Source organism: Alteromonas sp. RKMC-009, assembly GCF_003584565.2.
Lineage (GTDB): Bacteria > Pseudomonadota > Gammaproteobacteria > Enterobacterales > Alteromonadaceae > Alteromonas.
This window is the reverse complement of the sequence record NZ_CP031010.1, coordinates 1,969,001-1,993,907: the sequence shown is the minus strand read 5'-3', so window position 1 is coordinate 1,993,907 and position 24,907 is coordinate 1,969,001. Positions and strand designations below refer to the sequence as shown.

Below are 24,907 nucleotides of genomic sequence, written 5' to 3'. Positions count from 1 at the left end.
TTACGTCTCTCTGTCGTCACGGGGTGACGTCAGGGAAGGCTTTGATGCGTTTAACCATTTAGTCAGTGCCGTATACATTTCTTCCTGCCGGAATGGCTTGCTTAAATGATCATCCATGCCACATTCCAGCGCTTTACGTTTGTCTTCCACCATGGCTGCAGCGGTCAGAGCAATAACCGGTACATTGATGCCTGATTCGCGGATTTGCCGGGTCGCTTCATAGCCGTCCATCACCGGCATCTGAATATCCATTAAAATAATATCAAAATGATGGCGACGCGTTGCAGCCACAGCCAGCGCTCCGTTATCTGCCATGGTGACATCCAGCCCAAGGTGACGTAACTGTTCACCCACCACTTCCTGGTTAATCTCGTTATCTTCCACGAGTAATACGTGACCGCTTAAAGCCCCTTCACGGTTGTCTCTTACCCGTGCCCGCTCAGCTTTAAACTCATCAATTTCCCGTGGCTGAGGTAACTTAAACGGCAGTTTTACTATAAAAGTCGTGCCCTCGCCCTGCCGGCTTGTTACTGAGATATTCCCGTCCATGGCGGTTGCCAGACGATGGCTGATGGTCATTCCCAGCCCTGTACCACCAAATTTGCGGCTGGTTGAAGAGTCCGCCTGCGTGAAGGCATCAAAGACTACCTTCTGCTGACTTTCCGACATCCCAATCCCGGTGTCTGTCACTGAAATTACCAGCAAGCATTCATGGTCGTCGATATCTTCATACCGGCACACCAGGGTAACACTTCCCTCACTGGTGAATTTAATGGCATTGCTGAGTAAGTTCACCAGTATCTGCCGCAGACGCAATGAGTCACCGGTAAGCCAGGGGCGGAGTTTGCCGTCGAAACGGAATTGCAGTTCAATACCCTTCGCTTTAGCTTGTTCAAGAAACAAATCCCGCAACTGGCTGATAATGTCCTTTATAGAAAAAATCTGTTCCTCAAGTTCCAGTTTCTGCGCTTCGATTTTGGAAAAATCCAGAATGTCGTTAATAATACCCAGCAACAGCTCGCCGGAATGATTGATTTTTTCGAACTTGTCACGGAAGTTGGCCGGCGGCTCCTGGTTCAGCCCTAAACGGCTTAATCCCAGAATAGCATTCAGCGGCGTACGGATTTCGTGGCTCATATTGGCCAGAAATTCACTTTTCGCACGGTTTGAGCGTTCTGCATCTTTAACCGCTTCAGCCTGAGCATACTCTGACTCAACCAGTCTGCTGTTAGCCTGTGTCAGATCGCGGGTACGGCGTTTTACCTGATATTCAATTTCATCAGTATGCCCGGCCACAATAATAATGAACCAGCCCAGCAGCCCTGCGAACAATACAGAACCTGCCAGCAGTAAATGTACGCCCCAGGGCTGATAAAGAAAGCTGCTGCCGCTCACCTGCAGCAGCACCCAGTTATGGCCCCCGACAGTAATTGTCCTGACCTCATTTAGCGGAAAACGCTCAGCCAGGAAGCCCGCTCTGTCCTCTGCCGGCTTATTCCATCCTGTAGTCAGGTATTCTACGTCTTCGACAGAGAGATTTTGCCGGAACAAGGTGGATTGGCCTGACGGTGCCGCCGGATCAAAGACCAGTACACCCAGGGTAGGCAAAAGAGAATCACCAAAAGCATTCTCAATCATTTCCTGAGCTTTCAATACCGCAGTGGCATAACCGGAATGATTTGATCCGGTGGTTTTTCCACCCGGCATGAACATGAGTACGCCGGGCTCAGAGCGGTCTCCCTGAACAAGGTTGATAGGCGCAGTGGGGAATAAACGATGGCTGGACCACGCGTTATCCAGCGCTTTCCGGCGGGATATTTGTGAATACACATCCAGACCCAGAGCTTTTATGTTGCCCGTCATAGGCTCAATAAATGACACGATTACGTGGGTATCGCGGTTGTCTACCGCTACCATATCTTCTTTGGCATCCAGACCTTTCACTTCAAAATGAATGGTGGGATCGAAGGCCTCGTAACTCGCCTGCATAGCCGTTTCAAACGCCTTCAGTTCCCGCCCCTCCAGTCTTTCATTCCATGATAACCCGTGAATTGACGGGTTCCGCTTTAACAGATCCAGCGTAAAAACACGGTATTCTGAAGGAGTGACATCTTCCTGAATTCTGACAAAGCCCGCCAGCGCCTGAAGGATATCCGAGACTTTGGACAGTTCACCGCTGAGTGCACGCTCAAGGACGTTCACATTAACAGTAAACTCAACTTTGTGTTTTTCCATTTCCGTTTTGGTCACCAGCCAACCCAGCAACGCCGTGCAGGAGGTAATAGTGATCAGGGAATAGAATACAAAGCGGACCTTGGATACATGAGAAGACAGGGTTTTCGGTGTAAATACCAGTAGCCAGGGAATGATAAACACGATGCCGATAGCATCGCCCATATACCAGCTTACCCAGTTTTTAAACCAGTCCTGGTCAGAAATAACCCCCTGTGCCCAGAGAAAAATATTGCTCAATGTGGCGCCGGTTAAGGGGCTGATAATTGCTCCGAGCAATAAAAATTTCGCCACCACCGCAGGACGTACAAAATTAACCGGCGCGGGAATGACACTGACAATCAGTACCCGCCCGACCAGCGCCTGTGTTGCCGCGAACGCCCCCATCATGCCGGAAACAAACAATGACGGCTCTCCGCCGGCATAGTTTAAAGATATAATGAAATTAAGCACTGCAGCACCGGCAAACACACCAAACAATGCAAACGGGCCAAGCAAAAGTACGGCCAGCAGACCGAGGCCGGCAGCGGGCCAGACTACCGTAGCAAAACCGGGCGGAATGGCAGCCCATATACTGAGCAGTCCAAACAATATATAGCCTGTTGAGACCAGAAAAGTGGCCAGCAGTTTTTGCATGTGCGACTGAACTTTAAACATCTATTCCTTTACCTGACCTTCCACCTCAGAAAATCCTGTTTTTTTCCACTTTCACAACATGTTACATACGTAAACCGTGTTCAGCGTAACGCATTAAAACATAGTCTCTATACTATAGTTCAAATTTAAAGAAAAAATATTCTTCACCGCGCAGAGTTAATATAGAATCCCATACCTGTCGTAACAAACATTGGCCGGTCCCTTGCGGATCTGATGTGACCCCTGTATGGATTATCCCGTTCTGCCCTACGAAGACGCCCGCTTAAAAGCGTTGCACGACCTGAAAATTCTCGATACTGAGCCGGATGAACGGTTAGATGCGATAACGAAAGCCGCGCAAGCGTATTTTGACTGTAAGATATGTCTTGTCAGTCTGATAGCAGAAGATCGCCAGTGGTTTAAATCCAGACAATGTCTGGATAAAACTGAGACGCCGCGAAATGTGTCTTTCTGTACTTATGCCATCGCCGAAGAAGAATACCTGATTGTACCTGATGCCACACAGGATAACCGCTTTGCAGGCAGTCCGCTGGTTAAAGGTGAACCCTTTATCCGGGCTTATGCTGGCATGATCCTGAAATCCCCGGATGGTTACGAGCTGGGTACATTGTGCGTTATCTATGACGCGCCCCGCACGTTTTCTGATCAGGATATCAATGTATTGCGGGACCTTGGCAAACAAATTGAAGAGATAGTCTTCCAACATCTACGTTAAGTCATTGCTCCGCAAAGGATGCTCAACCAGTAAAGGATACCATGACACGACAACCAGGACGTTTTCCGCCCGGATTTTACGCTTTTCTCACCGGCAGAGGGCTGTTCAGTGTCATAGACTCCATATTAGGCACTGCTGTTGGCTGGCATTTATATCAGGCCACAAAAGATCCCTTCGACCTGGCGCTGGTAGGATTATTTCAAATCGTCCCGGTGTATGTTTTCTTTATCCTTACCGGCTGGGTTGCCGACCATATGTCCCGTAAGAAGGTACTGCAAACCGGGGCCGTTTGCTGGCTGGGTATCATTCTTTGTATCGCCTTTGAGATGCACGACGGTAACTTCAATAAGTGGGTTTTACTGTCGTTATTAATGGCACTCGGCACCGTCAAAGCGTTTATATCTCCGTCCATGCAGGCCATTGTGCCCAACCTGGTGCCCCCCGACCGGCTTGGCGCAGCCATCGCGATTACCAGCACCGTGTGGAATCTGGCACTAACCGCCGGTCCCTTCGTCGCCGGCCTGCTGATAGCGTTAATGGACTTCAAAGTGTACTGGACAGTATGCGTAATTTGCTTTGTGATCAGCATCTGTTTCTTGTTTCTGCCCCCGATTGGTCCTGCTAATACCGGAGGACAACGTAGTAAAAAAGCCTTGTGGGAAGGCGTACATTTCATGCAGCGAAATCCCATCGTACTGGGTAGTTTGTCGCTGGATTTACTCATCGTGCTGGGCGGTTCCGTCGTGGCATTGTTACCCGTTTATGCCGCGGACATTCTGCACACAGGTCCGCAAGGACTGGGTATGCTGAGGGCCATGCCCGCCATCGGCGCGGTACTCATCGGCATTTATCTGTCGAAATTTAAAACCGACTTCCGCCACGCCGGTTATACACTATTCACTGCCCTGTTTGTCTTTGCCTGCTCGGTACTCGTATTTTCGCAGACGACCAGTATCTTGATAGCCTGCGCATGCTTATTCATTTACGGTGCATCAGATATGTTCAGCGTAGTTATCCGCGGCTCCGTTATTCAGCATAATACACCGGATGCACTACGGGGGCGTGTGGGCGCGCTGAATGCCATCTTCATCGCGTCATCAAATCAACTGGGGGATTTCAGAGCGGGAACAGTAGCTGCCGCAGCAGGACCCGCCGGCGCTGCATTGATTGGAGCAATCACAGCTTTTGGTGTGGTTGGATGGGGAATCTGGCAATTCCCCTCACTGAGAAAACTGACTTCAACGGATATGAAAGAAAAAGTCTGAGGCTTTAAAGATTGATCACCAGATTGTTTTCCACAATAAGCAACATCATCAGACCCGCAGCAAAACAATACAGTACCGGATCGGACACACAATCTTTCAGATAGTTTTTCATTTTATCAATACGGTGGTTCATAGCGGACTTCCCGTTTTTGGTTATCAACAACTTAAATTTACCACACATTAACAATTTTTAAACATTAAACTTTAGCATGAAGCTGCCTGCCGTGAAATCAGGCAACAGAGTCGCATGATTGCGTGTCTGCTCTTGCATAGCATCCGGCGACCGTTATATTCTGAAAAGGTAAATGAACAGGAACAATTTATTTCTCTGATGAAAGTCTTCACTGCATTTTTAATGGTTTGTCTGCTTGGTGTGTTCACAATGAACGCACAAGGGACTGTGCACGATGCTGCGCGGCACCATGCAATGCAATCTGTGGAAATGAATATGACCGGCCACATGCAGGACCATTCAAAGTCTGATGCAATGATGTCTGGTATGACTCAGGAAGACTGCTGTAAACACGAGTGTCATTGTGATGTCTCTATGTGCCACGGTAGCCTGTTCGTGCTGTCTCACTTTACGCACTTCACCGCAGCAGTTGTGGTGAGTGATACCATTAACACCATATCAGAACCGCTGACTGCTCATGGTGGTCCGCCCTTCAAGCCACCTATCCGGTTAAGTTAATTACAGTTAAGCACCTCCTGCATTGCATGCAGGCGGACATTACATTTTTAACCGGAAATAGTCATGAAAAACCAGGATTCGTCACGTCGTCGTTTTCTTTGCGGCGCGGTGACCTCTATGTCAGCGATGGCATTATATCAGGCCGCCCCGCGTTGGGCTGTTGCTCAGGGGAACACTGAATTTCAGACCAATAATAATGAAGTTAATCTGAAGATCAGCCAGCAAACATTTTCTTTTGGCAATAAGAAAAATAACACCATTACCATTAACGGTCAGATGCCGGGGCCACTATTACGTTTTCGCGAAGGTGAACGGGCAGTAATTAACGTCAGCAATGCCCTCAGCGAAGACACGTCAATCCACTGGCACGGCATCATTTTACCCGCCAACATGGACGGTGTGCCGGGCCTGTCCTTTGCCGGCATAAAGCCGGGCGAAACCTTCAGATACGAATTTGATTTGCAACAAAGCGGTACCTACTGGTACCACAGCCACTCGGGCTTACAGGAACAGATTGGGCATCTTGGCCCGCTGGTTATTCATCCCGCTGACGGCGATATTGGTGCCGACAGGGAACATATGATCCTGCTGTCAGACTGGACCTTTGAAGATCCTCACGACATATTCCGCAAACTTAAAGTATCTGAAGGTTATTACAACTACCAGAAACGGACCATCTTCGACACCTTAAAAGACGTGGAAGAACAAGGCCTGGCCGATACATGGCATGTTCGCAGTATGTGGAACAGCATGCGGATGGATCCCAGGGATATTGCTGATGTGTCAGCCAGCGCCTATACCTATCTGATGAACGGCCGGGATGCGGTGATGAACTGGGAAGCTCTGTTTAATCCGGGAGAAAAAGTCAGGCTTCGGCTGGTGAACGGTTCCGCCATGACTTATTTCGATTTCCGTATTCCGGGGCTGGAAATGACGGTTGTCGCGGCAGACGGTCAGCCGGTAAAACCTGTCACCGTTGATGAAATCCGTATTGCCATTGCAGAAAGTTACGATGTCATTGTGCAGCCCAAAGAGAACAAAGCTTATACCCTCTTTGCCGAAAGTTATGATCGCAGCGGTTTTGTTCGCGGCACGCTCGCGCCACGGCCCGGAATGAGCGCCGCCGTCCCTCCCCGCCGGACGATTACTGAACGCGGTATGGATGCCATGAGCATGGATCATGGTGACATGGATCACAGTAGTATGAGCCACGACGATACTGGCCATGGCAGCATGGGCCACAGTGGAATGAATCATGCTGCTATGAACCATCCCCCTGCGGCAACAAGCGCCTCCGGCGCAACGACGCCCGGAGACCATAGTAGTATGGATCATAGCCAAATGAGCCATGGAAATATGGATCACAGTGCAATGAATCACGGTGGTCATGAAATGCAGGGCAGCGGCAGACCTGCCGTCGATGATATTGCCATTCATCACGACGCGGACGGACACGGTCCGGGGGCAGCGATGATTGCAGCGAATCCCCGTTCAAGACTGGACGAACCCGGTATTGGCCTGGGTAATGACGGTCGCCGGGTACTCGTTTATAAAGATCTCACCGGAGCACAAACCTGGGGGGACGAACGTGAACCGTCCCGCAACCTCGAACTTCACCTTACCGGAAACATGCAGCGTTACATGTGGTCATTTGACGGCAAAAAGTTCAGCGAGGTTGACGGACCGGTGGTGTTCCGCCACGGAGAAAGGTTAAGACTGGTGCTGGTAAACGATACCATGATGGACCACCCTATCCATTTACATGGTATGTGGATGGAACTGGAAAATGGTCAGTATCCCCGTCCACGAAAACATACCATCAGCTTAAAACCCTCAGAAAAAGTGTCATTACTTATCACCGCGGATGCGATGGGTGACTGGGCATTCCACTGCCATCTGCTCTATCACATGGAAGCCGGCATGTTCAGGGTAGTCAGTGTTCAGCACGGAGGGCATCATCATGGTTAAATTCAATCTTTTAGCCGTTGCTGTGCTCAGCAGTATTACATTCTCAACCTGCACACAGGCAGAGGATAAATCAGACTGGCCGTCGCCGATGATGGAAATGTCAGCCTGGCAAGTCATGCTCGACAGGCTGGAATTATCCCGTAATACAGATAAAGAAAATGTGTTTACCTGGGATGCCACCGCCTGGTACGGCGGCGATTATCACCGCGTTGTGTTAAGGACTGAGGGCGAAAATCAGCAAAACGATGGTCATCCCACTGACCTTGAAAGAACAGATATCAGCTACAGCTACATGATTTCATCCTTCTGGTCACTGCAGGCCGGGCTTGGTCTGAAAGGTGAAATGTCGTCCGGGGAGAACGCCGAGCACTATGCAGTATTCAGTCTGACAGGCCTGGCGCCTTACTACTTTGAAACTGACTCCAGTTTGCTTATCAATGAAGACGGCGACGTTCAGTGGCTTAACGAGTTTGAATATGACTTTTTGCTGACACAAACCAGTTATCTTCAACCCAGGTTCACGGTGAATACTAACCTGACAGATTCAGAGCGCTTTGGCAGAGAGGCCGGTGTTGAATCCGTGCGGTTCGGCTTACGTTACCGTCAGGAAGTGGTACGGGAATTTGCACCATACTTTGGTATTTACTGGCAAAAGCAGTTAGGACAAACTGCGAACACTACCGCTGCAAGCGGTGAAGACACGTCCGAATTCGGCTTTATTGCCGGCGCGCGGATTTGGTTCTGACAATAAAAAAGCACAGCTGCTGTTGCTGCTGTGCTTTTAGTGTCTGAATATGCCACCGGGGCTGATGCCCCGGCCTGTTAAAATGCGGTATTAATCTGCACGCTCAGAATTTGCGCTTTCGCATGCTCTGTAGCGGTAAGATCGCTGACAATAGAGCCGATTGCACGTTGCTGAGATACCGCCGCTTCACGTCCTTTGATATACACATAGGCCATATCCACACTGGTGTCGTCAGTCAACGCCCAGGTTGCTCCGGCACTTACCCAGTGACGATCTGTGTCAGGAATGCTCAGTGAACGGTGTGCAAAACTCACAGCACCTTCATCATAAGCATAACCGGCACGCAGCGTCAGCTTCTCATCATACTGATAAGTAACACCTGCACTCCAGCGCCAGGTATCTTCAAAATCTTCTTCTTTGAGCAGCAAATCATAGCCACTGTCCAGATTCGCTTCCAGCTTGTCAAAGGTGCTCCAGTCTGTGTAATTTACACTTGCCTGCACAGACCATTGCTCATCAATTTCTTGATCGATGGCCAGCTCAGTGACTGCAGCGAAATTCAAATCCAGACTACCGCCCTGATTATACAGCTCAGCAACTTCAGGGATCAGCACACCCAGATCTGACTTAATTTCACCGGCCAGTTCCAGCTGTGTTTCTGCCCGGTAACTTAGCGCCACATTAGTACCGTCAGCCGGTTGCCAGAATACACCGGCGTTCCAGCCATAGCCGATATCATCACCGGCCATTTCGACAATAGTCAGGTTGCCCAGTGCCGGATTGCCCATCACCTGACCAAAGACCTGAGGAATAGAGGTACTGATTTTAGCATCGGCATAAGTAACATTCAGGCCAAGCCCCAGACTTAATGTGTCCGTTGCTTTCCAGGCGACAGCCGGATTTACCGTAAAAGAGATGATCTCAGCTTCATCTGCATAATGCAGCGCATTGTAATCATCACTGTAATCCGTCGACAGGCCGTAGCTGGTAAACAAACCAATGCCCCAGGAGAACTTATCGTTAACCGGCGCAGCGTAAAAAATGGAAGGAATGACGGCTGATTCAGCAATGTCTTCAGCACTGGCATCGCTGGTAATGGTTGCGCCGCCTACTGAGGTGGTCATGTCACCACGGATATCCACTTCGGGGTCAAGATAGCTGACCTGGGCGCTGAATTGTGCTTTATCAAACGCGGTGATAGCAGCCGGGTTAGTTGCCAGCACAGAAGCGTTTTCCGGCTTTGCAGCCTGACCCGCCATAGCGCGACCCAGTCCGTTCGCACTGTGTTCATTGACCTGAAAACCTGCAGAGAAAGCAGAAGAAGAGAACAGTCCGGCTACAGAAAGCGCAAGCGCTGTACGGACGAATAAAGGATGCTTCATAAAAACTCTATGATTATTGAAAAAGGGCCGCATCCTACTGGTACGACCGGTTACCTTCAAGTAAAACAAATGTAAATGCTTATTTTTAAGACGAATTACAGCAAAACGATTCGATAAAGCCCTGAAAACCACTGATAAGGGAAATGTTGCGGGGTGCTTTTAATTGCTATGATTCACTTTGCATAATAAAAATATCTGACCGGGAAAATCATGACACTCAGACACTTATTCACCATTTCTGCACTCACAGCCTCTTTGTGCTTCAGTGCAGGAAAAGCTATTGCAAGCACGCCCCAGCAAACAGACAGTTTTGAAATGTGGCCGGGCGCACAGTACAGCCCGTCCATCCCCACGGTAAAATCGGTGCTCGGGTATAACACCGGCGAACGCATCACGACCCACAGTGATATGCTGACCTATTTCAAAGCACTGGCGGAAGCTGCTCCGGAGCGGGTCCATCTGGTTGAATACGCAGAAAGCTGGGAGGGCCGTGCGCTTATTTATGTCGCTATCGGTTCGCCTGAGCATATTAAAGACCTGGAGCAGTTCGCAGCAAATATGAACCGCCTGGCCGACCCGCGAAAAACTTCCCGTGATGAAGCTAATAAGCTCATTGCTTCCCTGCCCTCGTCGGTATGGCTTCAGCACGGTGTTCACGGTAACGAAATCAGCAGTACCGATGCCGCAATGATGACGGCTTATCACTTGCTGGCAGCACAGAATGACCCGTTAACGGCGAAGGTGCTAAAAAACACACTGGTCTTTATCGACCCGTTGCAGAACCCCGATGGCCGCACCCGGTTTACGCACAATTACTATTCCTCCACCGGCTTACAGGACAGCGATGATCGCCTGAGCGTCGATCAGAATGAGCCATGGCCCAGGGGCAGAAGTAACCACTATCTGTTTGACATGAACCGCGACTGGCTTGCCATTACCCAGCCTGAAACGCTGGGCCGGGTGAATGCCCTGAACCACTTCAAGCCAACGGTAGTCATTGATTTACACGAAATGGGCAGTGACTCCACCTACTTTTTCGTGCCGGCAGCGAGCCCGATCAACCCGCATATGCAGCAGGCACAGCTCGACAATAACGATTTAATAGGCAGAAACAACGGTAAACATTTTGACCGCATGGGTTTTGACTATTTTACCCGCGAAGTCTATGACGCATTTTATCCGGGCTATGGTGACAGCTGGCCTACTTTTTACGGGGCGTCTGCTGCCACCTATGAAGTGGCTTCTACCCGTGGAATGACATTCAGAAATAAAGACGGCAAAGTGAATCACTATCGGGATCCTGTGCAAAAGCACTTTGTTGCTTCCCTTTCTACCCTCGAGGCAGCCGCGGATAACCGTGAGAAAATCCTTAACGATTTTTATCAGTATCAGGTTAATGCTATAGAAGCCGGTAAAAAAGATGACGAGCGTACCTTTATTATTCCGGCAACCACCGATCGTGCCGGCAGCCACCGTCTGGCTACATTAATGGCGACCCACGGTGTCGAAGTAAAACAGGCAGGCGAATCATTTAAAGCATGCGGCACACGGTATAACAAAGGTGCCTATATCATTGATACTGCCCAGCCCCGTGGCCGGTTTGTGAAAACTACCTTTACCCGCCAGGTCGATATGGCGGAATCATTCATCAAAGAGCAGGAACGGCGCCGGGCCCGCAAGCTGGACGATGAAATTTATGATGTAACAGCCTGGTCTCTGCCATTGTTATTCAATGTCAAAACCGATAGTTGTGATGATGGTTTATCTGTAAAAGGCAGCTACGTGACACCTGATATGCCCCTGAAAGGCAATGTGGATAAACCGGACGCCAGTGTGGCCTGGCTGGTGCCCTGGGGTGATGCCGCAGCCGGCCGTTTTCTGACAGCCGCGCTGCAACAGGGGATCCATTTGAAAAGTGCTGACGAAGCCTTCACTCTCGACGATAAGCGCCGGTTTCCGGCCGGCACATTAATTATTGAAGTGAAAGCCAATGGCGAAGGCACCAGTGAAAAGATTGCCGCGCTTGCAGCACAAACCGGCGCGCTGGTAACAGGCACTGACAGCAGCTGGGTAACTGACGGTCCCAGCTTCGGCAGCCGCAGTACACCGGTGATGTCAGCACCCAATATTGCTATGGCCTGGGATTCTCCCACCAGCTCACTGAGCGCCGGCAGCACCCGCTTTGTTATTGAGAGGCAGTTTAACTATCCGGTCACCGCAATCCGGACAGATATGCTGGCAAGCAGAAACCTCAACCACTATCAGGTGATCATTTTGCCCGCAGGCTGGTACGACGGAGCCTTAGGCCAGCGCGGCGCTGAAAACCTCAAGAGCTGGGTAAAACAGGGAGGTGTGTTAATCACTTTTGCACAGGCAACCGCTTTTGCAGCCTCACCGGATAACGGCTTGCTGGATGCAGACCTGGAATACAGCTTTAACGATAAAACGGTGGAAGCAGATGAACAGGCAGATCATCGTGGTCATGTTGCCGGTTCACATATTACTGATAAATCGCAACTTATACGTCGCATTGAAAACGACCAGCGTTCACCTGATTACGTCGCCGGAATCCTTGCGAAGGTTGAAGTGGACCAGGAGCACTGGCTTACCGCAGGGGTTAAACCTGAAGTGGTTTCGCTGGTAACAGGCAATACTATTTTTGCCCCCATGAAACTGGATGCCGGAAAAAATGTTGCCTGGTACAAAGGTGCTGATGAGCTGCTCGCATCAGGATACTTATGGGACGAGAACCGTGAACAGCTGGCTTATAAGCCATTTCTGATGGTGCAACCGTCCGGCGAAGGCATGGTGATAGGTTTTACCCAGGACCCTTCAAGCCGCGCATATATGGATGGTCTGAACGTCATGCTATTGAATGCTATATTCCGTGGTGCAGCGCATGCATCACCACGACGCTGATCTGACGGTTAATCTTGTTACGGTTTCATCTTAACGTAACAGACTGGCATGAAGAATTAAGGTATTGTTATATTGTAACAATACCTTTTTTTATGAGAACACAATAATGATAACAAGACGACAATTCACCTTTGGCCTGGCGGCTCTGTCTGCAGGCAGCAGCGCATTCGGCGGGCTCGCAAATGCAGCTACTCAGCATGCCGCAGGCGGACTGCGTGCTGCGACCGGGTTTGGCCCGCTGAAACCGGATCCGGCTTCCCTGCTGGATTTACCGGAAGGCTTTACTTATAAAGTCATTTCGGCGCTGGGCCAGGCCATGTCTGACGGCCTGAATGTGCCGGATAAAGCTGACGGAATGGGCTGTTTCAAACTGGATGAACAACGTGTGGCTCTGGTGAGAAACCATGAACTTACCCCGAAAGACCGGATCTTACAGCCTGCATCGGTTGCCTCGCACAAAACTGCAAACGCCTACGACACCGCCCCCGACGGGAATGCACTGCCCGGTGGCACGACTACCATGGTGTATAACTTAATCACCGGTGAAACAGAAAGCCAGCATGTGAGTTTATGCGGCACAATCCGGAACTGTTCCGGTGGCATTACTCCCTGGGGCAGCTGGCTCACTTGCGAAGAGAGTATTGATAAGCCGTCGGCTTATAACAGTAAAGACCACGGCTGGGTTTTTGAAGTCCCCTCAACAGCACAAACCCTTGTCTCACCTCAGCCGCTTAAAGCCATGGGCCGGTTTAACCATGAAGCTGCAGCGGTAGATCCCCGCACCGGTATTGTTTACATGACGGAAGACCGGGGAGACAGCCTGTTCTACCGCTTTATTCCCGATGTGCCCGGCGATCTTATCAAAGGTGGCAGACTTCAGGCACTGGCAATAAAAGCCAGTCCGGGTTACGACAGCCGCAACTGGGTTAACCCGGCAATGCCGCTGCAACAATGGCTCGACGCCAGCTGGATAGATTTGACAGACCCGGAGAGTCCGGAAGATGATCTCCGTAAACGGGGATATGCAGACGGCGCAGCCCTGTTTGCCCGTGGTGAGGGGATTCACTGGGGAGACGGTGAACTCTATTTTTGCTGTACCAATGGCGGCAAGAAGCAACTGGGACAAATTATGCGCTATCAGCCTTCTGCGTCTGAAGGCACAGAACACGAAGCAGCTAAGCCGGGCCGGCTGCAATTGTTCCTGGAAAGTACAGATAAATCTCTGTTTAACTTTGGCGACAATCTTACTGTTGCACCTTTTGGTGACTTAATTGTTTGTGAAGATCAGTACACAGAGGTCGTTGACAACCATCTGCGGGGTGTAACCCCTGATGGCAGCGTGTATCCTTTTGCCCGCTTACATGATCAAACTGAACTTGCCGGCGCATGCTTCTCACCGGACGGCAGTACCCTGTTTGTTAATTTATATTCACCAGCCAGAACCGTTGCAATAACTGGTCCCTGGTCAGCCAGAAGCTGATAATACCTGTTTACCGGATAGCCGGATAAGGCTGTCCGTTTCCCCCTCCCCACCTGAGATGTTTATTTTTTATTCAATTTTGCACTAAACCCCGGGCAGAACCGTATGCTATCCTGAAAATGCTGCATAGCAGCATAACTTAAGGAACAGGCGATGAAACCACTGAAGATAAATCTCGCTTTACAGGGTGGCGGGGCCCACGGTGCTTTCACCTGGGGAGTGTTAATCAGGCTGCTGGAAGAAGAGTGGCTGGAGTTTGACGGCATCAGCGGCACCAGTGCCGGCGCAATGAATGCTGTAATGCTGGCTGAAGGCTGGCGTAAAGACGGTCGCCGGGGTGCAGCGACGCAACTGGATGCATTCTGGGAAGCCATCGCTGACAAAGGTATACAGATGCCCATGCCGAAAATATTGGAACAATCACTGAACAAATGGTGGATGAGCATGTTTCAACATTTTTCCCCCTACGACATCAATACGATGGACATCAACCCGCTGCGGGATGTGCTCGATGAAATTACTGATTTCAAAGCACTGCAGCACCACTCCCCTTTTCGCTTATTCATTGCCGCAACTGAAGTGACGACGGGAAAACTGGAACTCTTTAATGAACAGGAACTGACCGTCAGTCACGTTCTGGCTTCCGCCTGTTTGCCCAACGTATACAAAGCGGTGACGATAAATAATAAGCACTACTGGGACGGTGGCTACGCGGCCAATCCGGCTATCTTTCCGTTGATCCACAGTTGTGACGCTCAGGATGTTCTGATTGTACTGCTGCAACCGTTACAACGGGGAGCACTGCCTGTCCGTACGGAAGAAATCAGTGACCGCATCAGTGAACTCACATTTCACTGTGCTTTCTTGCGGGAGATGCGCTCAATACTGGACATTAAAACCTCGTCTCAACGGTGGGGCTGGGTTTCCGGAGATTTTGAGAAACGTATACGGGCCACCCGTACCCACATCATAGAAAACAGTGAATTAATGTCTGCCCTTGACCAGATGAGTAAGTACGACAATTCACGGGCGTTCCTTCTGGAACTGAAGGAGGAAGGCATAAAAACCGCTGAGCAATGGCTGGAAACCAGTACCGGAGATTTGGGGAAAAGAGACAGTTGCGATTTACCCGGACTTTTCGGCTAAATCTTATTGATAAACATTCTCATTTGCATTAAGATGGTTTCACCTTTTGAGAATTGAGCCTGTTAATTTTCAACCTGGTACTACTCCTCCAGCCAAAAGGCAGGACCCTTAGACCGCCGGAGCTCATCCCGGCGGTATTTTTTTATCTGAATTACAGCCCCATGGATTTCAGTTTTGCATCCAGACGGGGATAAACACGGCGGGCATTCCCTGAGTAAACCTGCGTTCGTTGTTCCTCAGTTAAATCCAGCGCATCGACATAACGTTTCGTGTCATCGAAGTAGTAACCGGTTTCCGGGTCGATGCCGCGCACAGCACCAATCATTTCTGAACCAAACAGAATGTTGTCCAGATCGATAACATCAAACAGTAAATCGATACCCGGCTGGTGATACACACACGTGTCAAAATACACATTTTTCATCACATGCTCACGTAACGGGGGCTGCTCCAGCATATCGGCAAGACCACGGTAACGTCCCCAGTGATAAGGCACTGCGCCGCCACCATGAGGAATGATAAAACGCAGATCCGGAAACTCTTTAAACAGATTTCCCTGCAGGAACTGCATGAATGCCGTGGTATCTGCGTTCATATAGTGAGCGCCGGTAGCATGGAAGTTGGCATTACAGGAGCCGGACACGTGAATCATTGCCGGTACATCCAGTTCTACCATTTTTTCGTAGAAGGGATACCAGCTTTCATCTGTCAGCGGCTTTGATGTCCAGTGACCACCGGAAGGATCCGGGTTCAGGTTACAACCAACAAAACCCAGTTCGTTCACGCAACGTTCCAGTTCATCCACCGAATTTTTAATCGGCACACCCGGTGATTGTGGCAGCTGGCAAACACCGATAAATTGCTTCGGATATAAATCCACCACACGCTTGATCAAATCATTACATGCGCTGGTCCACTGTTTAGAAACGGCTTCGTCCCCCAGGTGGTGTGCCATGGCAGACGCGCGGGGAGAAAAAATGGTCATATCTGAACCGCGCTCAATCAGCAAACGAAGCTGGTTTTTCTCAATACTTTCCTGAATTTGCTCATCACTAATATGAGGAACTTCAGGTAACGCTTTACCCGCCTTAAACGCCGCCAGTTGCGCATCACGGAATAATTGAAGTGGTTCCGGTGCCGTTGTGTAATGGCCGTGACAATCAATAATCATAATCAATCCTGTAACTTATTGTTTCCCGGGCGCAGAGAAAGCTGAGTCTGCGACCAGCACTTCTCCCCGCATGAGCAAACGGGCTGTGCGCAACAGCGCAGAACGGTTAATTTTTAAAGTCGACAGCGAACCGCTGCCTTCCACATCCATTGCCACAGTGAAACTGCCGGTCGGATGTTCTATTTCAAGACGGGAGTAGTCGCTACAACCTTTAAGGTAGCCGTAGGCGATGGAACCGTCCACCACGCAGGCTGTAGCAACACTCACCGAACCCAGTACACCTATGGCATCATGCACACGGTGTGGAATAAAGGTACGGGTATTCAGCAAACCACCCCGGACAGGGGCCGATATAAGCGACATTTTAGGGACAGTTTTATCGCTTACATCACCAAGGTTCATTTGCCGGCCCGCTTTTAACCTGATGCTTTCAATGCGTTCTTTAACGCCGGTATTTTTTTCAATTTCCGCAGGCGACTCATCGCCTGTTAAGCCAAAGTCAGCGGCATTTAACAGCACAACAGGCATGCCGTTATCGATACAGGTCACTTCCACACCATCAATCACATCTTTGGCGTTGCCGGTGGGAAACAATGCGCCGCAACTGGCTCCGGCAACATCGAGGAAATCAATCAGAACCGGCGCTGCCGTGCCCGGCACGCCGTCAATACGGGCATCACCTTCATATACCGGCGCTCCGTCTTTAACTTCGACCTGTGCTACCGCAAGGCCACCGGTATTCACCATGTGAATACGCACACTGGTGGTACCTTCCTGTGCGTCAATTAAGCCTTGTTCAATCGCGAAAGGACCCACGCCTGCAAGAATATTTCCGCAATTCTGGCCATCACTGACCACTGCTTTATCCACCACAACCTGCAGGAAAAGATAATCCACGTCTGCATCGTCTCTGGTAGACGGACTGACTACTGCAACCTTGCTGGTCAACGGATGGGCACCGCCCACACCGTCGATTTGTCTGTCATCCGGAGATCCCATTGCAGCCAGCAAAACCTGGTCCCGCAATACGGTATCTTCCGGTAACGAAGATGCCAGAAAATACAAGCCTTTAGACGTTCCGCCGCGCATCAGATGGCAGGGAATGGCCTTCACTTGCTGTACTCCTCGTAAGACACATATTTCAGGCCTTTTTCAGCCAGACGCTCACGCATATTGTAAATATCCAGCCCCAGTTCTCCGGCGGCCAGGCGATCCCGTTTGGATGCTTCGTTATCAAGACGCTTCTGTACTTTTTCATGCACTGCATCCGCTTCGTTACGCTGCACAACCACGACTCCATCGTCATCGGCAACAATAATGTCGCCCGGATGAATCAGTGCGCCGGCACAAACCACCGGCACGTTTACGCTGGCGATGGTTTCTTTCACTGTGCCCTGGGCAAAAATTGCTTTAGACCAGACGGGAAATTCCATTTCCTGGAGCGTTGCGGTATCACGCACACCGCCGTCAATGATTAACCCTTTCACGCCACGGGCTTTTAACGAGGTAGCCAGCAAATCGCCAAAAAAACCATCAATGCAGTGACTGGTGGGCGATACAACTAATACATCTCCGGGCTGACACTGCTCAACAGCAACGTGGATCATCCAGTTGTCACCCGGGGCAACCTGACAGGTTACAGCCGTACCGGAAATACTGGCCGGGCGGTAAATTGGACGCATGTAATCAGCCAGCAAACCTTTGCGACCCTGAGCTTCGTGGACGGTAGCCACTTCCGCGCCTTCATATTTTTTCAGCGTGTCCTCAGATGCACGTGGACAATTCGTAACGCATACTGCCATAACCTTTAACCCTTCTGACTTTTTGGTGTGGCTCAGTATGCGCCGGTAAATGTTAAAAAGCCGTTTAGAAACCTGTGCAGCATCATTACTTTTTTCTATAATGGCAAAAAATCGCTACTGGTTTGCCATGCCATGTTGAATATCCGGCACCTGCACTGTGCACTTGAAATTAAAAAGTACTGCAATCTGTCAGAAGCAGCCCGACAAGTGCACCTCACCCAATCTGCCCTTACTCAAAGCATTAAAAAACTGGAAGAGAGCATTGGCTGGACGCTGTTTACCCGTTCCTCCTCCGGTATGTTCGTAACCCCGGAGGGAGATGTTTTTCTTAACCGGTTTGGCCGTGCCTTCAGTTTGCTGGAAAGCTTTGCCACCACTTTATTCAGTGCCGACAAGCATGGCAGAACGTCGTTTCTGCGGGGGGTCACTGCAAGGCAACTTGATGCTCTGGTACATATTGTTGAATTGCAAAGTTACACGGCTGCATCAGTAAAAATGGACTTGTCTCAACCCACGCTTCACAGAACTATCCGTGATCTGGAAACCTTGTGCCAGCAAACCCTGTTCAACCGCTCCCCCACCGGTGTTGAGGCCACCTGGCGTGCCAGACAGTTTTCCCGTATTGCCTCATTGTATTTTTCAGAACTCAGCCAGGGGCTGGATGAAGTCGCAGAATTAAATGGTGAAAAGCTGGGTAGCGTGCGTATTGGCAGCTTACCGCTCGCACGGTCTGAGATTGTTCCCAAAGCTGTACTCGCTCTGCTTGAAGAAGCGCCGGGCGCCAACATAAGCATTGTCGACGGTCCTTATGAAGAGCAGTTGCATGCCTTGCTGCACGGACATATTGATATACTGGTAGGCGCCCTGCGCTTCCCCGCCCTGTCTGACGATATTGAACAGATCCCTTTGTTTGATGATTACCTGTCAATTGTGACCGGCAGTCACCATCCGCTGGCCGCCAAATGCTCCCTCACGACACAAGACTGGCAATCACTGAAGTGGATTGCGGCAAAAGAAGGTACACCTGCACGTAAGGCCTTTGGTGATGTGCTACAAGCCATTTGTCCCGATCACGCTTACGAAGTGATTGAATGCAGCTCACTGATGGCAATTCGCGGATTGCTAATCAACAGCGACCGCGCCGCCATCCTGCCTGCCCGCCAGGTTGAAATTGATGTTGCCGCAGGATTGCTGGCGGTCAACCCGACGCCCCTGAGCGATGCACCGAGACAGATTGGCTACACATTAAGAAAAAACTGGCACCCCACCCGGTTGCAAAAAGAATTTTTGTGCCATCTGGAAGCAAAATCCGGATATTAGACTAAAGTATAAAAATATTTAATGTTAATCCTCAAAATCAGTCTGACTTTTTAAGGAAAACAACCATGTCACCGGTCACAAAAGAGAGAACCCGCTATCTTGTTCTTGTTGCAATAGATCTCAGCAAAAAGTTGTCGGTGCTTATTATGGCAATGAGCATTATGTCACTTGCCGGTTACTTCTATAATGTTGGTTTTTTGTATCGTCCCGCCGAGGATCAGGTAGCAACCCACCCCTACACCGCTATTCAGGCTTTTTTGATCGCTTTATGTATTGTTTTAAACAGGCCCGGAAGACGACAGCATATTAAATGGATACTGGCAGTGAGTTTATTGCTGTCACTTTCGTGGCTCGCAGACGAGATACTAGGGAGTAAGATCCTTTATACGATCATTCCTTTTACCGAGATTGCACTGTCAGAACACAATGCAGGGAAAATCAATCATGTTGGTATAAATACCTTTATCACCTTTCTGCTGATTTGGTTTTCCGTGGCTATGAAAGCATTTAACTATAATTTGGGTTCACAGTCTGCTGCGTTCGCAGCATTATCTTTTCCGTCACTTTCTCTTTTTGGTTATGCGTACACAATTGCACCTTTCCACGGAGAAATGTCCTTATTAAGCACCGCGACTTTACTCCTGCTTAGTTGCGCCGCACTTTGGAGTACTGCAAACCACGGAGTGGTAAGGGCAATCTTGTCACCGTACATTGGTGGTCAGATAGCCCGCTTTCAATTCGCTACCGGTTGTATTTTTGCTTTCTTCCTTGGATATCTTGTCGTCAAATCAATTGCATCTATCCAATATTCCGGAGTAGTCGGTGCTTACGCTGTTGCTGTGTGCTGGTTGATAATAATCCTTGTCACTATTAGTGCTGCTTTGTTTGAACGAAGCGATAAAATTCGACGCAGGATGGAAAATCAATTAGCGAATTCAGCAAGAACTGACCCGTTGACAGGCCTGATGAACCGCAGAGCGTTTAACGAAGTTTTAAAATACGAAGCAGGTCGGACCAACCGCTACGGAACGAAGGCAGTTCTGATCCTTATGGATATCGACCATTTCAAAGGGGTAAATGACACCTATGGTCATCCTGCCGGTGACGAAGTTCTCAAAACAATGGCAGCAACGATTAGGGATAATATCAGAGATACAGACAGTGCCTGCCGTTTCGGAGGTGAAGAATTTGCCATATTGTTATCTGACACGAGTCCCGAAGATGGGTTGACAGTAAGCCATGCTTTGCGAAAAGTGATTGAAGAAACAGACATTGTTCCGTCACCAGAACAGAGTATCAAAGTTACTGCTTCATTCGGGCTGACACAACTCGCTGAAAACCGGATTGAAGAAGCTCTGATACGCGCTGATAAAGCACTCTATCAGTCAAAGGAAAGGGGTCGCAACAGGGTATCAGTTCATGTTCTGGCGACCTCCCGGCACAATGTTTACTGCAGACGCAGCAACCAGGTCGTCCGCCAGCTGGCTTTTTAGACTGCAAAAACACTGTCAAACCCATGTACTGACGATTACAATGCGTGTCCGTTGTCCATTCATCTGTAGTGCAAGGAAATTTCATGGAAACGATACATCGCGATTTTATCGACGCCTGGCAGCGTTTCGACCACTGGCTGACGACATCATTGTTTCCGAAATGGGCTGCACAGGGTTTTGCTGAAAACGGCGCCGCACTGGAATGTTTTGATGGTGAAGGCAAGCCCGACAGGCAAGCCGACAAACGTATGCGGGTGCAATCCAGACAAATATTTTCAATGTGCTACGGCTACAAAAAAGGCTTCCTGCCTGAAGGTAAAGCCCTGGCGCAGGCAACGGAAAAATTTATCCGTAACGCCTGTCCTGACGCCCTTCCCGGCTTTTACCCGATGACCCTTGATGCATCCGATAAAGTAAAAAATGCCGCTACCGATTTGTATGATGTGGCATTTTTTCTGCTGGCATACAGTTGGCAGAAAGACGCGCTGAATGATGATCATGCTCTGCTAAAAGCGAAAAACCTTGCACTGCACGTGGATACTGTTCTGAAAAGTGATCATGGTGGCTGGCTTGAAGGGACATATGCCCACACCACGCGGCGTCAAAATCCGCACATGCATTTGTTCGAAGCCTTTATTCACCTGTACCGGGTCAGTAATGACATGTTCTGGCTTGAACGCTGCAATCAGGTGTATGCACTGTTCGAGCAGCATTTTTTCGATGCACAGCACGGTGTGTTGCTTGAGTTTTTCACCACAGACTGGCAGCCATGCCCCACCGGCGGCCGGAGTGTAGAACCCGGCCACATGATGGAGTGGGTATGGCTGCTGCATGAATTTCAGACTGTCAGTGGCACAGATACCACACGTTATCAGTCGGTATTATACCGCAATGCCAGGGACTACGGGTTGACGCCCGGTAACCGCTGGTTGCACGATACAGTTACACCTGAAGGAACTGTCGTATCGTCCACCTTTAAGAGCTGGCCGATGACGGAGTGGATCAAAGCTGCACTGGTTCACAGCACTTTGCCTGACAATGCAAACCGTGAGCAGGACATTGCCAGTGCTACATTTGCCATCCACCAGTTGATTGACGGCTTCTCCCATCCGCAACTTGAAGCTCACTACACGTATGTTATTGACAGCAACGGACAGCCCGTGGACCCGAAAATGGCAGCCAGTACCTTGTATCACCTGTGTATGGCACATAACGAAGCCTCCCGTTTTTTTCGCCGCTGCATTTACTGAAATCCCTGCTGTTTCCGGATAACGTTTCGGGTGGACTTTCCGGCTCACGGCATATTGACACCGTGAGCCATTGAAACAAAATCTCACAATTTCCTTCTGACATTAATTTTTCAAAAACCCCTTACTGCTCATATGCATAGCAGGAAAGCAAGAAAGCGCTTACAAATATACCCCCACGTCTGTTACAAAACACGACAATTTTATAATGACATCGATGACATAAATACATTATAGTGTTACTAAATTTACTTTTTGTTAACCATATTGATTACAAACAAAATCAATCAGGTTAAGGTCAGGATTCACTGTGTGATCTGCTTGTAGGGACAAAAACAGGCGCAGATCGTTTTCAACTTAAACAGGGGCGAAAATGTCAAAAAATACATATGATGCCATCGTAGTCGGCTCTGGTATCAGCGGGGGCTGGGCTGCTAAAGAGCTTACCGAAAAGGGCCTGAAGGTACTTATGCTTGAGCGCGGCGAAAACGTCGAGCACATCAAAGACTACACCAACATGAGTAAAAATTTATGGGACTATCCACACCACGGTCGTCCCAGCCTGGAAGCACTGGCCGCTGAACCCAATATGGCCCGTGGTAAGGGGTATCCTTTTAATGAACCCACAATGGGCGCATGGGCTTCTGCGCAAACATCTCCCTATGTGGAAAAAGAACCTTTCCAGTGGTTTCGTGCCTATCAGGTGGGTGGACGCTCTTTGTTGTGGGGTCGTCAGTCTTACCGTTTAAACCCTGAAGACTTCGAAGCCAATGGTAAAGAAGGTGTGGGTGTTGACTGGCCTATTCGCTATGAAGATGTGGCACCATGGTATTCGTATGTTGAAAAGTTTGCCGGAATTTCCGGTAACCGCGACGGTCTGGATGTATTACCTGACGGTGAATTCCTGCCGGCATTTGCTTTTAATGCTGTGGAAAAAGACGTACAAGCCCGCCTTAAAAAACAGTACAAGGGCAAGCGTCAATTAATTATGGGCCGTACTGCCCACATTACCGAGCAACGTCCCGAACAGGGTCGTGTGAAGTGTCAGCACCGTGACAAGTGCTGGACGGGCTGTCCTTTCGGCGGCTATTTCAGTACCCAGTCTGCAACCCTGCCCGCGGCACTGAAAACCGGCAATCTTACTCTGCGCCCGCTCTCCATCGTAAAAGAGCTGATCTACGATAAAGACACCAAACGGGTTACCGGGGTTGAGATAATAGATTCTGAAACCGGATTAACTGAAGTTTTCCACAGCAAAATTGTCTTCCTGAATGCCTCGGCACTGAACTCTGCCTGGTTATTGATGAACTCAGCCCGTGATGTCTGGGATAACGGTCTTGGCTCAAGCTCAGGTGAACTGGGTCACAATGTCATGGATCACCACTACATGCTGGGCGGTATGGCAGAAATTGAAGGCCATCTCGACAAATACGTCTATGGCCGCAGGCCAACAGGCTTCTACATTCCCCGCTTTGCAAACTGGGGCGATGACAAACGTGACTTCCTCCGTGGCTTCGGCTTCCAGGGTAACGCATCCCGTTCAGGTTTCAGCCGCAGCGCTGACGACTTAGGTATCGGAGCCGGATTGAAAGACGGTCTCAGTGAGCCGGGTCCGTGGAGCATCAGTACAGTTGGTTTTGGTGAAATTCTGCCGGACCACCGCAACAAAGTAAGTCTGAACCATGATGTGAAAGATGCATGGGGACTGCCGGTGCTGGAAATGGATGCCAAAATCCGTGACAACGAACTGAAAATGCGTAAAGCCATGAAAGAAGACATTGTAGAAATGTTTGACAGCATCGGTCTTAAAAACGCCACCGCCTGGGAAACCACTTACCACATGGGTAAAGGTATTCATGAAATGGGCACTGCCCGCATGGGCCGGGATCCTAAGACTTCCGTCCTCAACAAGCACAACCAGGTGTGGGATGCGCCTAACGTATTTGTTACCGACGGAGCCTGTATGACATCGTCTTCGTGTGTTAATCCTTCACTTACTTACATGGCACTGACAGCCCGTGCCGCAGATTTTGCAGTAGAAGAACTCAAGCGGGGTAATCTGTAATGGATCGTCGTGATTTACTAAAACTTATCGCAACCGCCACCGGCACAAGCTTTATCTGTTCTCCGGCCATGGCCGTCTGGCAGGAGCAACCGGCCCTGACCTCTGTAAAAGACTCAGGACTGGACGACAACACCGTCGCGCTGATTACTGAACTGTGCGAAACCGTATTACCGAGAACTGATACGCCGGGAGCAAAAGATGCGGGTTTGCCGGCGTTCTTTATCGGCATGATCCGCGAATGCTACACACCGGAACAACAGGCTTTGATGGAAGCCGGATTTAAAGATGTGGATGCACGCAGTCAGGAAGAATATGGTAAGCCTTTCGTTGGCTTAAGCCAGAAACAGAAAACGGCACTGGCTTCAAAGCTGGACAGTGAGGCGCTGGCGTTTAACCGCGGTGAAGACTCGCCCTGGGACGGTAAAGAAGATGGCCTGCCCCATTACTTTACCCTCTACAAGCAGCTGATGATCTTTGGTTTCTTTACGTCGAAAACAGGCGGCACTCAGGTGCTCCGTCACGTAGACATACCGGGCGATTACAAAGATATCCCTTATAAGAAAGGGGACAAAGCCTGGATGACCGTTTGGCCGATGTAAGGAGACTCCT

19 protein-coding genes are annotated in these 24,907 nt (G+C 49.7%); 13 read left to right on the top strand and 6 right to left on the bottom strand.

Going from position 1 to position 24,907, the window contains the following annotated elements:
* Nucleotides 1–2,889: a response regulator gene (locus DS731_RS08770; RefSeq protein ID WP_119500959.1), complete on the bottom strand. Its 2,889-nt coding sequence runs from the start codon at nucleotides 2,887–2,889 to the stop codon at nucleotides 1–3.
* Nucleotides 2,890–3,115: 226 nt separating this feature from the next.
* On the opposite strand from DS731_RS08770, the gene DS731_RS08765 reads away from it, so the two are divergent.
* Entirely contained in the window at nucleotides 3,116–3,604 is a 489-nt protein-coding gene (locus DS731_RS08765) for a GAF domain-containing protein (RefSeq protein ID WP_119500958.1), read from the top strand.
* Nucleotides 3,605–3,645: 41 nt separating this feature from the next.
* Nucleotides 3,646–4,869, top strand: coding sequence for an MFS transporter (locus DS731_RS08760; protein WP_119500957.1), 1,224 nt, complete (start codon nucleotides 3,646–3,648; stop codon nucleotides 4,867–4,869).
* A 4-nt stretch (nucleotides 4,870–4,873) separates the two neighbouring features.
* Here DS731_RS08760 and DS731_RS22345 read toward each other — a convergent pair whose 3' ends face one another.
* The gene (locus DS731_RS22345) at nucleotides 4,874–5,002 is read right to left on the bottom strand and encodes a hypothetical protein (protein WP_269748665.1); all 129 of its coding nucleotides are present in this window, start codon (nucleotides 5,000–5,002) and stop codon (nucleotides 4,874–4,876) included.
* Nucleotides 5,003–5,251: 249 nt separating this feature from the next.
* On the opposite strand from DS731_RS22345, the gene DS731_RS08755 reads away from it, so the two are divergent.
* The 3 genes from DS731_RS08755 to DS731_RS08745 all read left to right on the top strand — a co-directional run bounded on the left by DS731_RS08755 (nucleotide 5,252) and on the right by DS731_RS08745 (nucleotide 8,273).
* The gene (locus tag DS731_RS08755) at nucleotides 5,252–5,560 is read left to right on the top strand and encodes a hypothetical protein (RefSeq protein WP_150154263.1); all 309 of its coding nucleotides are present in this window, start codon (nucleotides 5,252–5,254) and stop codon (nucleotides 5,558–5,560) included.
* Nucleotides 5,561–5,623: 63 nt separating this feature from the next.
* Entirely contained in the window at nucleotides 5,624–7,528 is a 1,905-nt protein-coding gene (locus tag DS731_RS08750) for a copper resistance system multicopper oxidase (RefSeq protein ID WP_119500955.1), read from the top strand.
* Nucleotides 7,521–8,273: a copper resistance protein B gene (locus DS731_RS08745; protein ID WP_119500954.1), complete on the top strand. Its 753-nt coding sequence runs from the start codon at nucleotides 7,521–7,523 to the stop codon at nucleotides 8,271–8,273. Before DS731_RS08750 ends, DS731_RS08745 begins: the two co-directional genes overlap by 8 nt.
* Nucleotides 8,274–8,350: 77 nt before the next feature.
* Here DS731_RS08745 and DS731_RS08740 read toward each other — a convergent pair whose 3' ends face one another.
* Entirely contained in the window at nucleotides 8,351–9,655 is a 1,305-nt protein-coding gene (locus DS731_RS08740) for a porin (RefSeq protein ID WP_119500953.1), read from the bottom strand.
* A 210-nt stretch (nucleotides 9,656–9,865) separates the two neighbouring features.
* Here DS731_RS08740 and DS731_RS08735 point away from each other — a divergent pair, with 210 nt between their 5' ends.
* The 3 genes from DS731_RS08735 (at nucleotide 9,866) to DS731_RS08725 (ending at nucleotide 15,200) form a co-directional block, all read left to right on the top strand.
* On the top strand, nucleotides 9,866–12,574 hold the full coding sequence (locus tag DS731_RS08735) for a M14 family zinc carboxypeptidase (RefSeq protein WP_119500952.1): 2,709 nt from the start codon (nucleotides 9,866–9,868) through the stop codon (nucleotides 12,572–12,574).
* A gap of 106 nt (nucleotides 12,575–12,680) precedes the next feature.
* Complete coding sequence (locus tag DS731_RS08730; protein WP_119500951.1) at nucleotides 12,681–14,054, top strand: alkaline phosphatase PhoX; 1,374 nt, start codon at nucleotides 12,681–12,683, stop codon at nucleotides 14,052–14,054.
* A 153-nt stretch (nucleotides 14,055–14,207) separates the two neighbouring features.
* Complete coding sequence (locus DS731_RS08725) at nucleotides 14,208–15,200, top strand: patatin-like phospholipase family protein (protein ID WP_119500950.1); 993 nt, start codon at nucleotides 14,208–14,210, stop codon at nucleotides 15,198–15,200.
* 151 nt (nucleotides 15,201–15,351) lie between these two features.
* On the opposite strand, the gene DS731_RS08720 is transcribed toward DS731_RS08725, so the two are convergent.
* From DS731_RS08720 to DS731_RS08710, 3 genes are read right to left on the bottom strand one after another with little or no spacing between them, the layout of a single operon-like run.
* Nucleotides 15,352–16,371 (bottom strand): amidohydrolase family protein, encoded by a 1,020-nt coding sequence (locus DS731_RS08720; RefSeq protein WP_119500949.1) that lies wholly within the window; start codon nucleotides 16,369–16,371, stop codon nucleotides 15,352–15,354.
* Between the two features lie 15 nt (nucleotides 16,372–16,386).
* Nucleotides 16,387–17,484, bottom strand: a complete 1,098-nt coding sequence (locus DS731_RS08715) for a 4-oxalomesaconate tautomerase (RefSeq protein WP_232373516.1) — start codon at nucleotides 17,482–17,484, stop codon at nucleotides 16,387–16,389.
* Nucleotides 17,481–18,173 carry a 4-carboxy-4-hydroxy-2-oxoadipate aldolase/oxaloacetate decarboxylase gene (locus tag DS731_RS08710; RefSeq protein ID WP_119500948.1) on the bottom strand — a complete coding sequence of 231 codons (693 nt, stop codon included), beginning with the start codon at nucleotides 18,171–18,173 and terminating at the stop codon, nucleotides 17,481–17,483. The genes DS731_RS08715 and DS731_RS08710 overlap by 4 nt, the downstream gene beginning before the upstream one ends.
* A 132-nt stretch (nucleotides 18,174–18,305) precedes the next feature.
* Between DS731_RS08710 and DS731_RS08705 the strand changes: the two genes are divergently transcribed.
* The 5 genes from DS731_RS08705 to DS731_RS08685 all read left to right on the top strand — a co-directional run bounded on the left by DS731_RS08705 (nucleotide 18,306) and on the right by DS731_RS08685 (nucleotide 24,897).
* Nucleotides 18,306–19,493 carry a LysR family transcriptional regulator gene (locus DS731_RS08705; RefSeq protein ID WP_119503365.1) on the top strand — a complete coding sequence of 396 codons (1,188 nt, stop codon included), beginning with the start codon at nucleotides 18,306–18,308 and terminating at the stop codon, nucleotides 19,491–19,493.
* Nucleotides 19,494–19,558: 65 nt separating this feature from the next.
* Nucleotides 19,559–20,986 (top strand): GGDEF domain-containing protein, encoded by a 1,428-nt coding sequence (locus DS731_RS08700; RefSeq protein ID WP_119500947.1) that lies wholly within the window; start codon nucleotides 19,559–19,561, stop codon nucleotides 20,984–20,986.
* 83 nt (nucleotides 20,987–21,069) lie between these two features.
* A complete protein-coding gene (locus DS731_RS08695; RefSeq protein WP_119500946.1) occupies nucleotides 21,070–22,236 on the top strand; it encodes an AGE family epimerase/isomerase in 1,167 nt (388 codons plus the stop codon).
* Between the two features lie 370 nt (nucleotides 22,237–22,606).
* Complete coding sequence (locus DS731_RS08690) at nucleotides 22,607–24,298, top strand: GMC oxidoreductase (RefSeq protein ID WP_119500945.1); 1,692 nt, start codon at nucleotides 22,607–22,609, stop codon at nucleotides 24,296–24,298.
* A complete protein-coding gene (locus DS731_RS08685; protein WP_119500944.1) occupies nucleotides 24,298–24,897 on the top strand; it encodes a gluconate 2-dehydrogenase subunit 3 family protein in 600 nt (199 codons plus the stop codon). Before DS731_RS08690 ends, DS731_RS08685 begins: the two co-directional genes overlap by 1 nt.
* The last annotated feature ends 10 nt before the right edge of the window (nucleotides 24,898–24,907 follow it).

Bases quoted from the DNA above. Each gene is read 5' to 3' on its own strand.
- DS731_RS08685 (WP_119500944.1), top strand. From the start codon at position 24,298: ATGGATCGTCGTGATTTACTAAAACTTATCGCAACCGCCACCGGCACA.
- DS731_RS08720 (WP_119500949.1), bottom strand. From the start codon at position 16,371: ATGATTATTGATTGTCACGGCCATTACACAACGGCACCGGAACCACTT.
- DS731_RS08765 (WP_119500958.1), top strand. From the start codon at position 3,116: ATGGATTATCCCGTTCTGCCCTACGAAGACGCCCGCTTAAAAGCGTTG.
- DS731_RS08695 (WP_119500946.1), top strand. From the start codon at position 21,070: ATGGAAACGATACATCGCGATTTTATCGACGCCTGGCAGCGTTTCGAC.
- DS731_RS08690 (WP_119500945.1), top strand. From the start codon at position 22,607: ATGTCAAAAAATACATATGATGCCATCGTAGTCGGCTCTGGTATCAGC.
- DS731_RS08745 (WP_119500954.1), top strand. From the start codon at position 7,521: ATGGTTAAATTCAATCTTTTAGCCGTTGCTGTGCTCAGCAGTATTACA.
- DS731_RS08750 (WP_119500955.1), top strand. From the start codon at position 5,624: ATGAAAAACCAGGATTCGTCACGTCGTCGTTTTCTTTGCGGCGCGGTG.
- DS731_RS08770 (WP_119500959.1), bottom strand. From the start codon at position 2,889: ATGTTTAAAGTTCAGTCGCACATGCAAAAACTGCTGGCCACTTTTCTG.
- DS731_RS08760 (WP_119500957.1), top strand. From the start codon at position 3,646: ATGACACGACAACCAGGACGTTTTCCGCCCGGATTTTACGCTTTTCTC.
- DS731_RS08705 (WP_119503365.1), top strand. From the start codon at position 18,306: ATGTTGAATATCCGGCACCTGCACTGTGCACTTGAAATTAAAAAGTAC.
- DS731_RS08735 (WP_119500952.1), top strand. From the start codon at position 9,866: ATGACACTCAGACACTTATTCACCATTTCTGCACTCACAGCCTCTTTG.
- DS731_RS08725 (WP_119500950.1), top strand. From the start codon at position 14,208: ATGAAACCACTGAAGATAAATCTCGCTTTACAGGGTGGCGGGGCCCAC.
- DS731_RS08755 (WP_150154263.1), top strand. From the start codon at position 5,252: ATGAACGCACAAGGGACTGTGCACGATGCTGCGCGGCACCATGCAATG.
- DS731_RS08740 (WP_119500953.1), bottom strand. From the start codon at position 9,655: ATGAAGCATCCTTTATTCGTCCGTACAGCGCTTGCGCTTTCTGTAGCC.
- DS731_RS08710 (WP_119500948.1), bottom strand. From the start codon at position 18,173: ATGGCAGTATGCGTTACGAATTGTCCACGTGCATCTGAGGACACGCTG.
- DS731_RS22345 (WP_269748665.1), bottom strand. From the start codon at position 5,002: ATGAACCACCGTATTGATAAAATGAAAAACTATCTGAAAGATTGTGTG.
- DS731_RS08700 (WP_119500947.1), top strand. From the start codon at position 19,559: ATGTCACCGGTCACAAAAGAGAGAACCCGCTATCTTGTTCTTGTTGCA.
- DS731_RS08730 (WP_119500951.1), top strand. From the start codon at position 12,681: ATGATAACAAGACGACAATTCACCTTTGGCCTGGCGGCTCTGTCTGCA.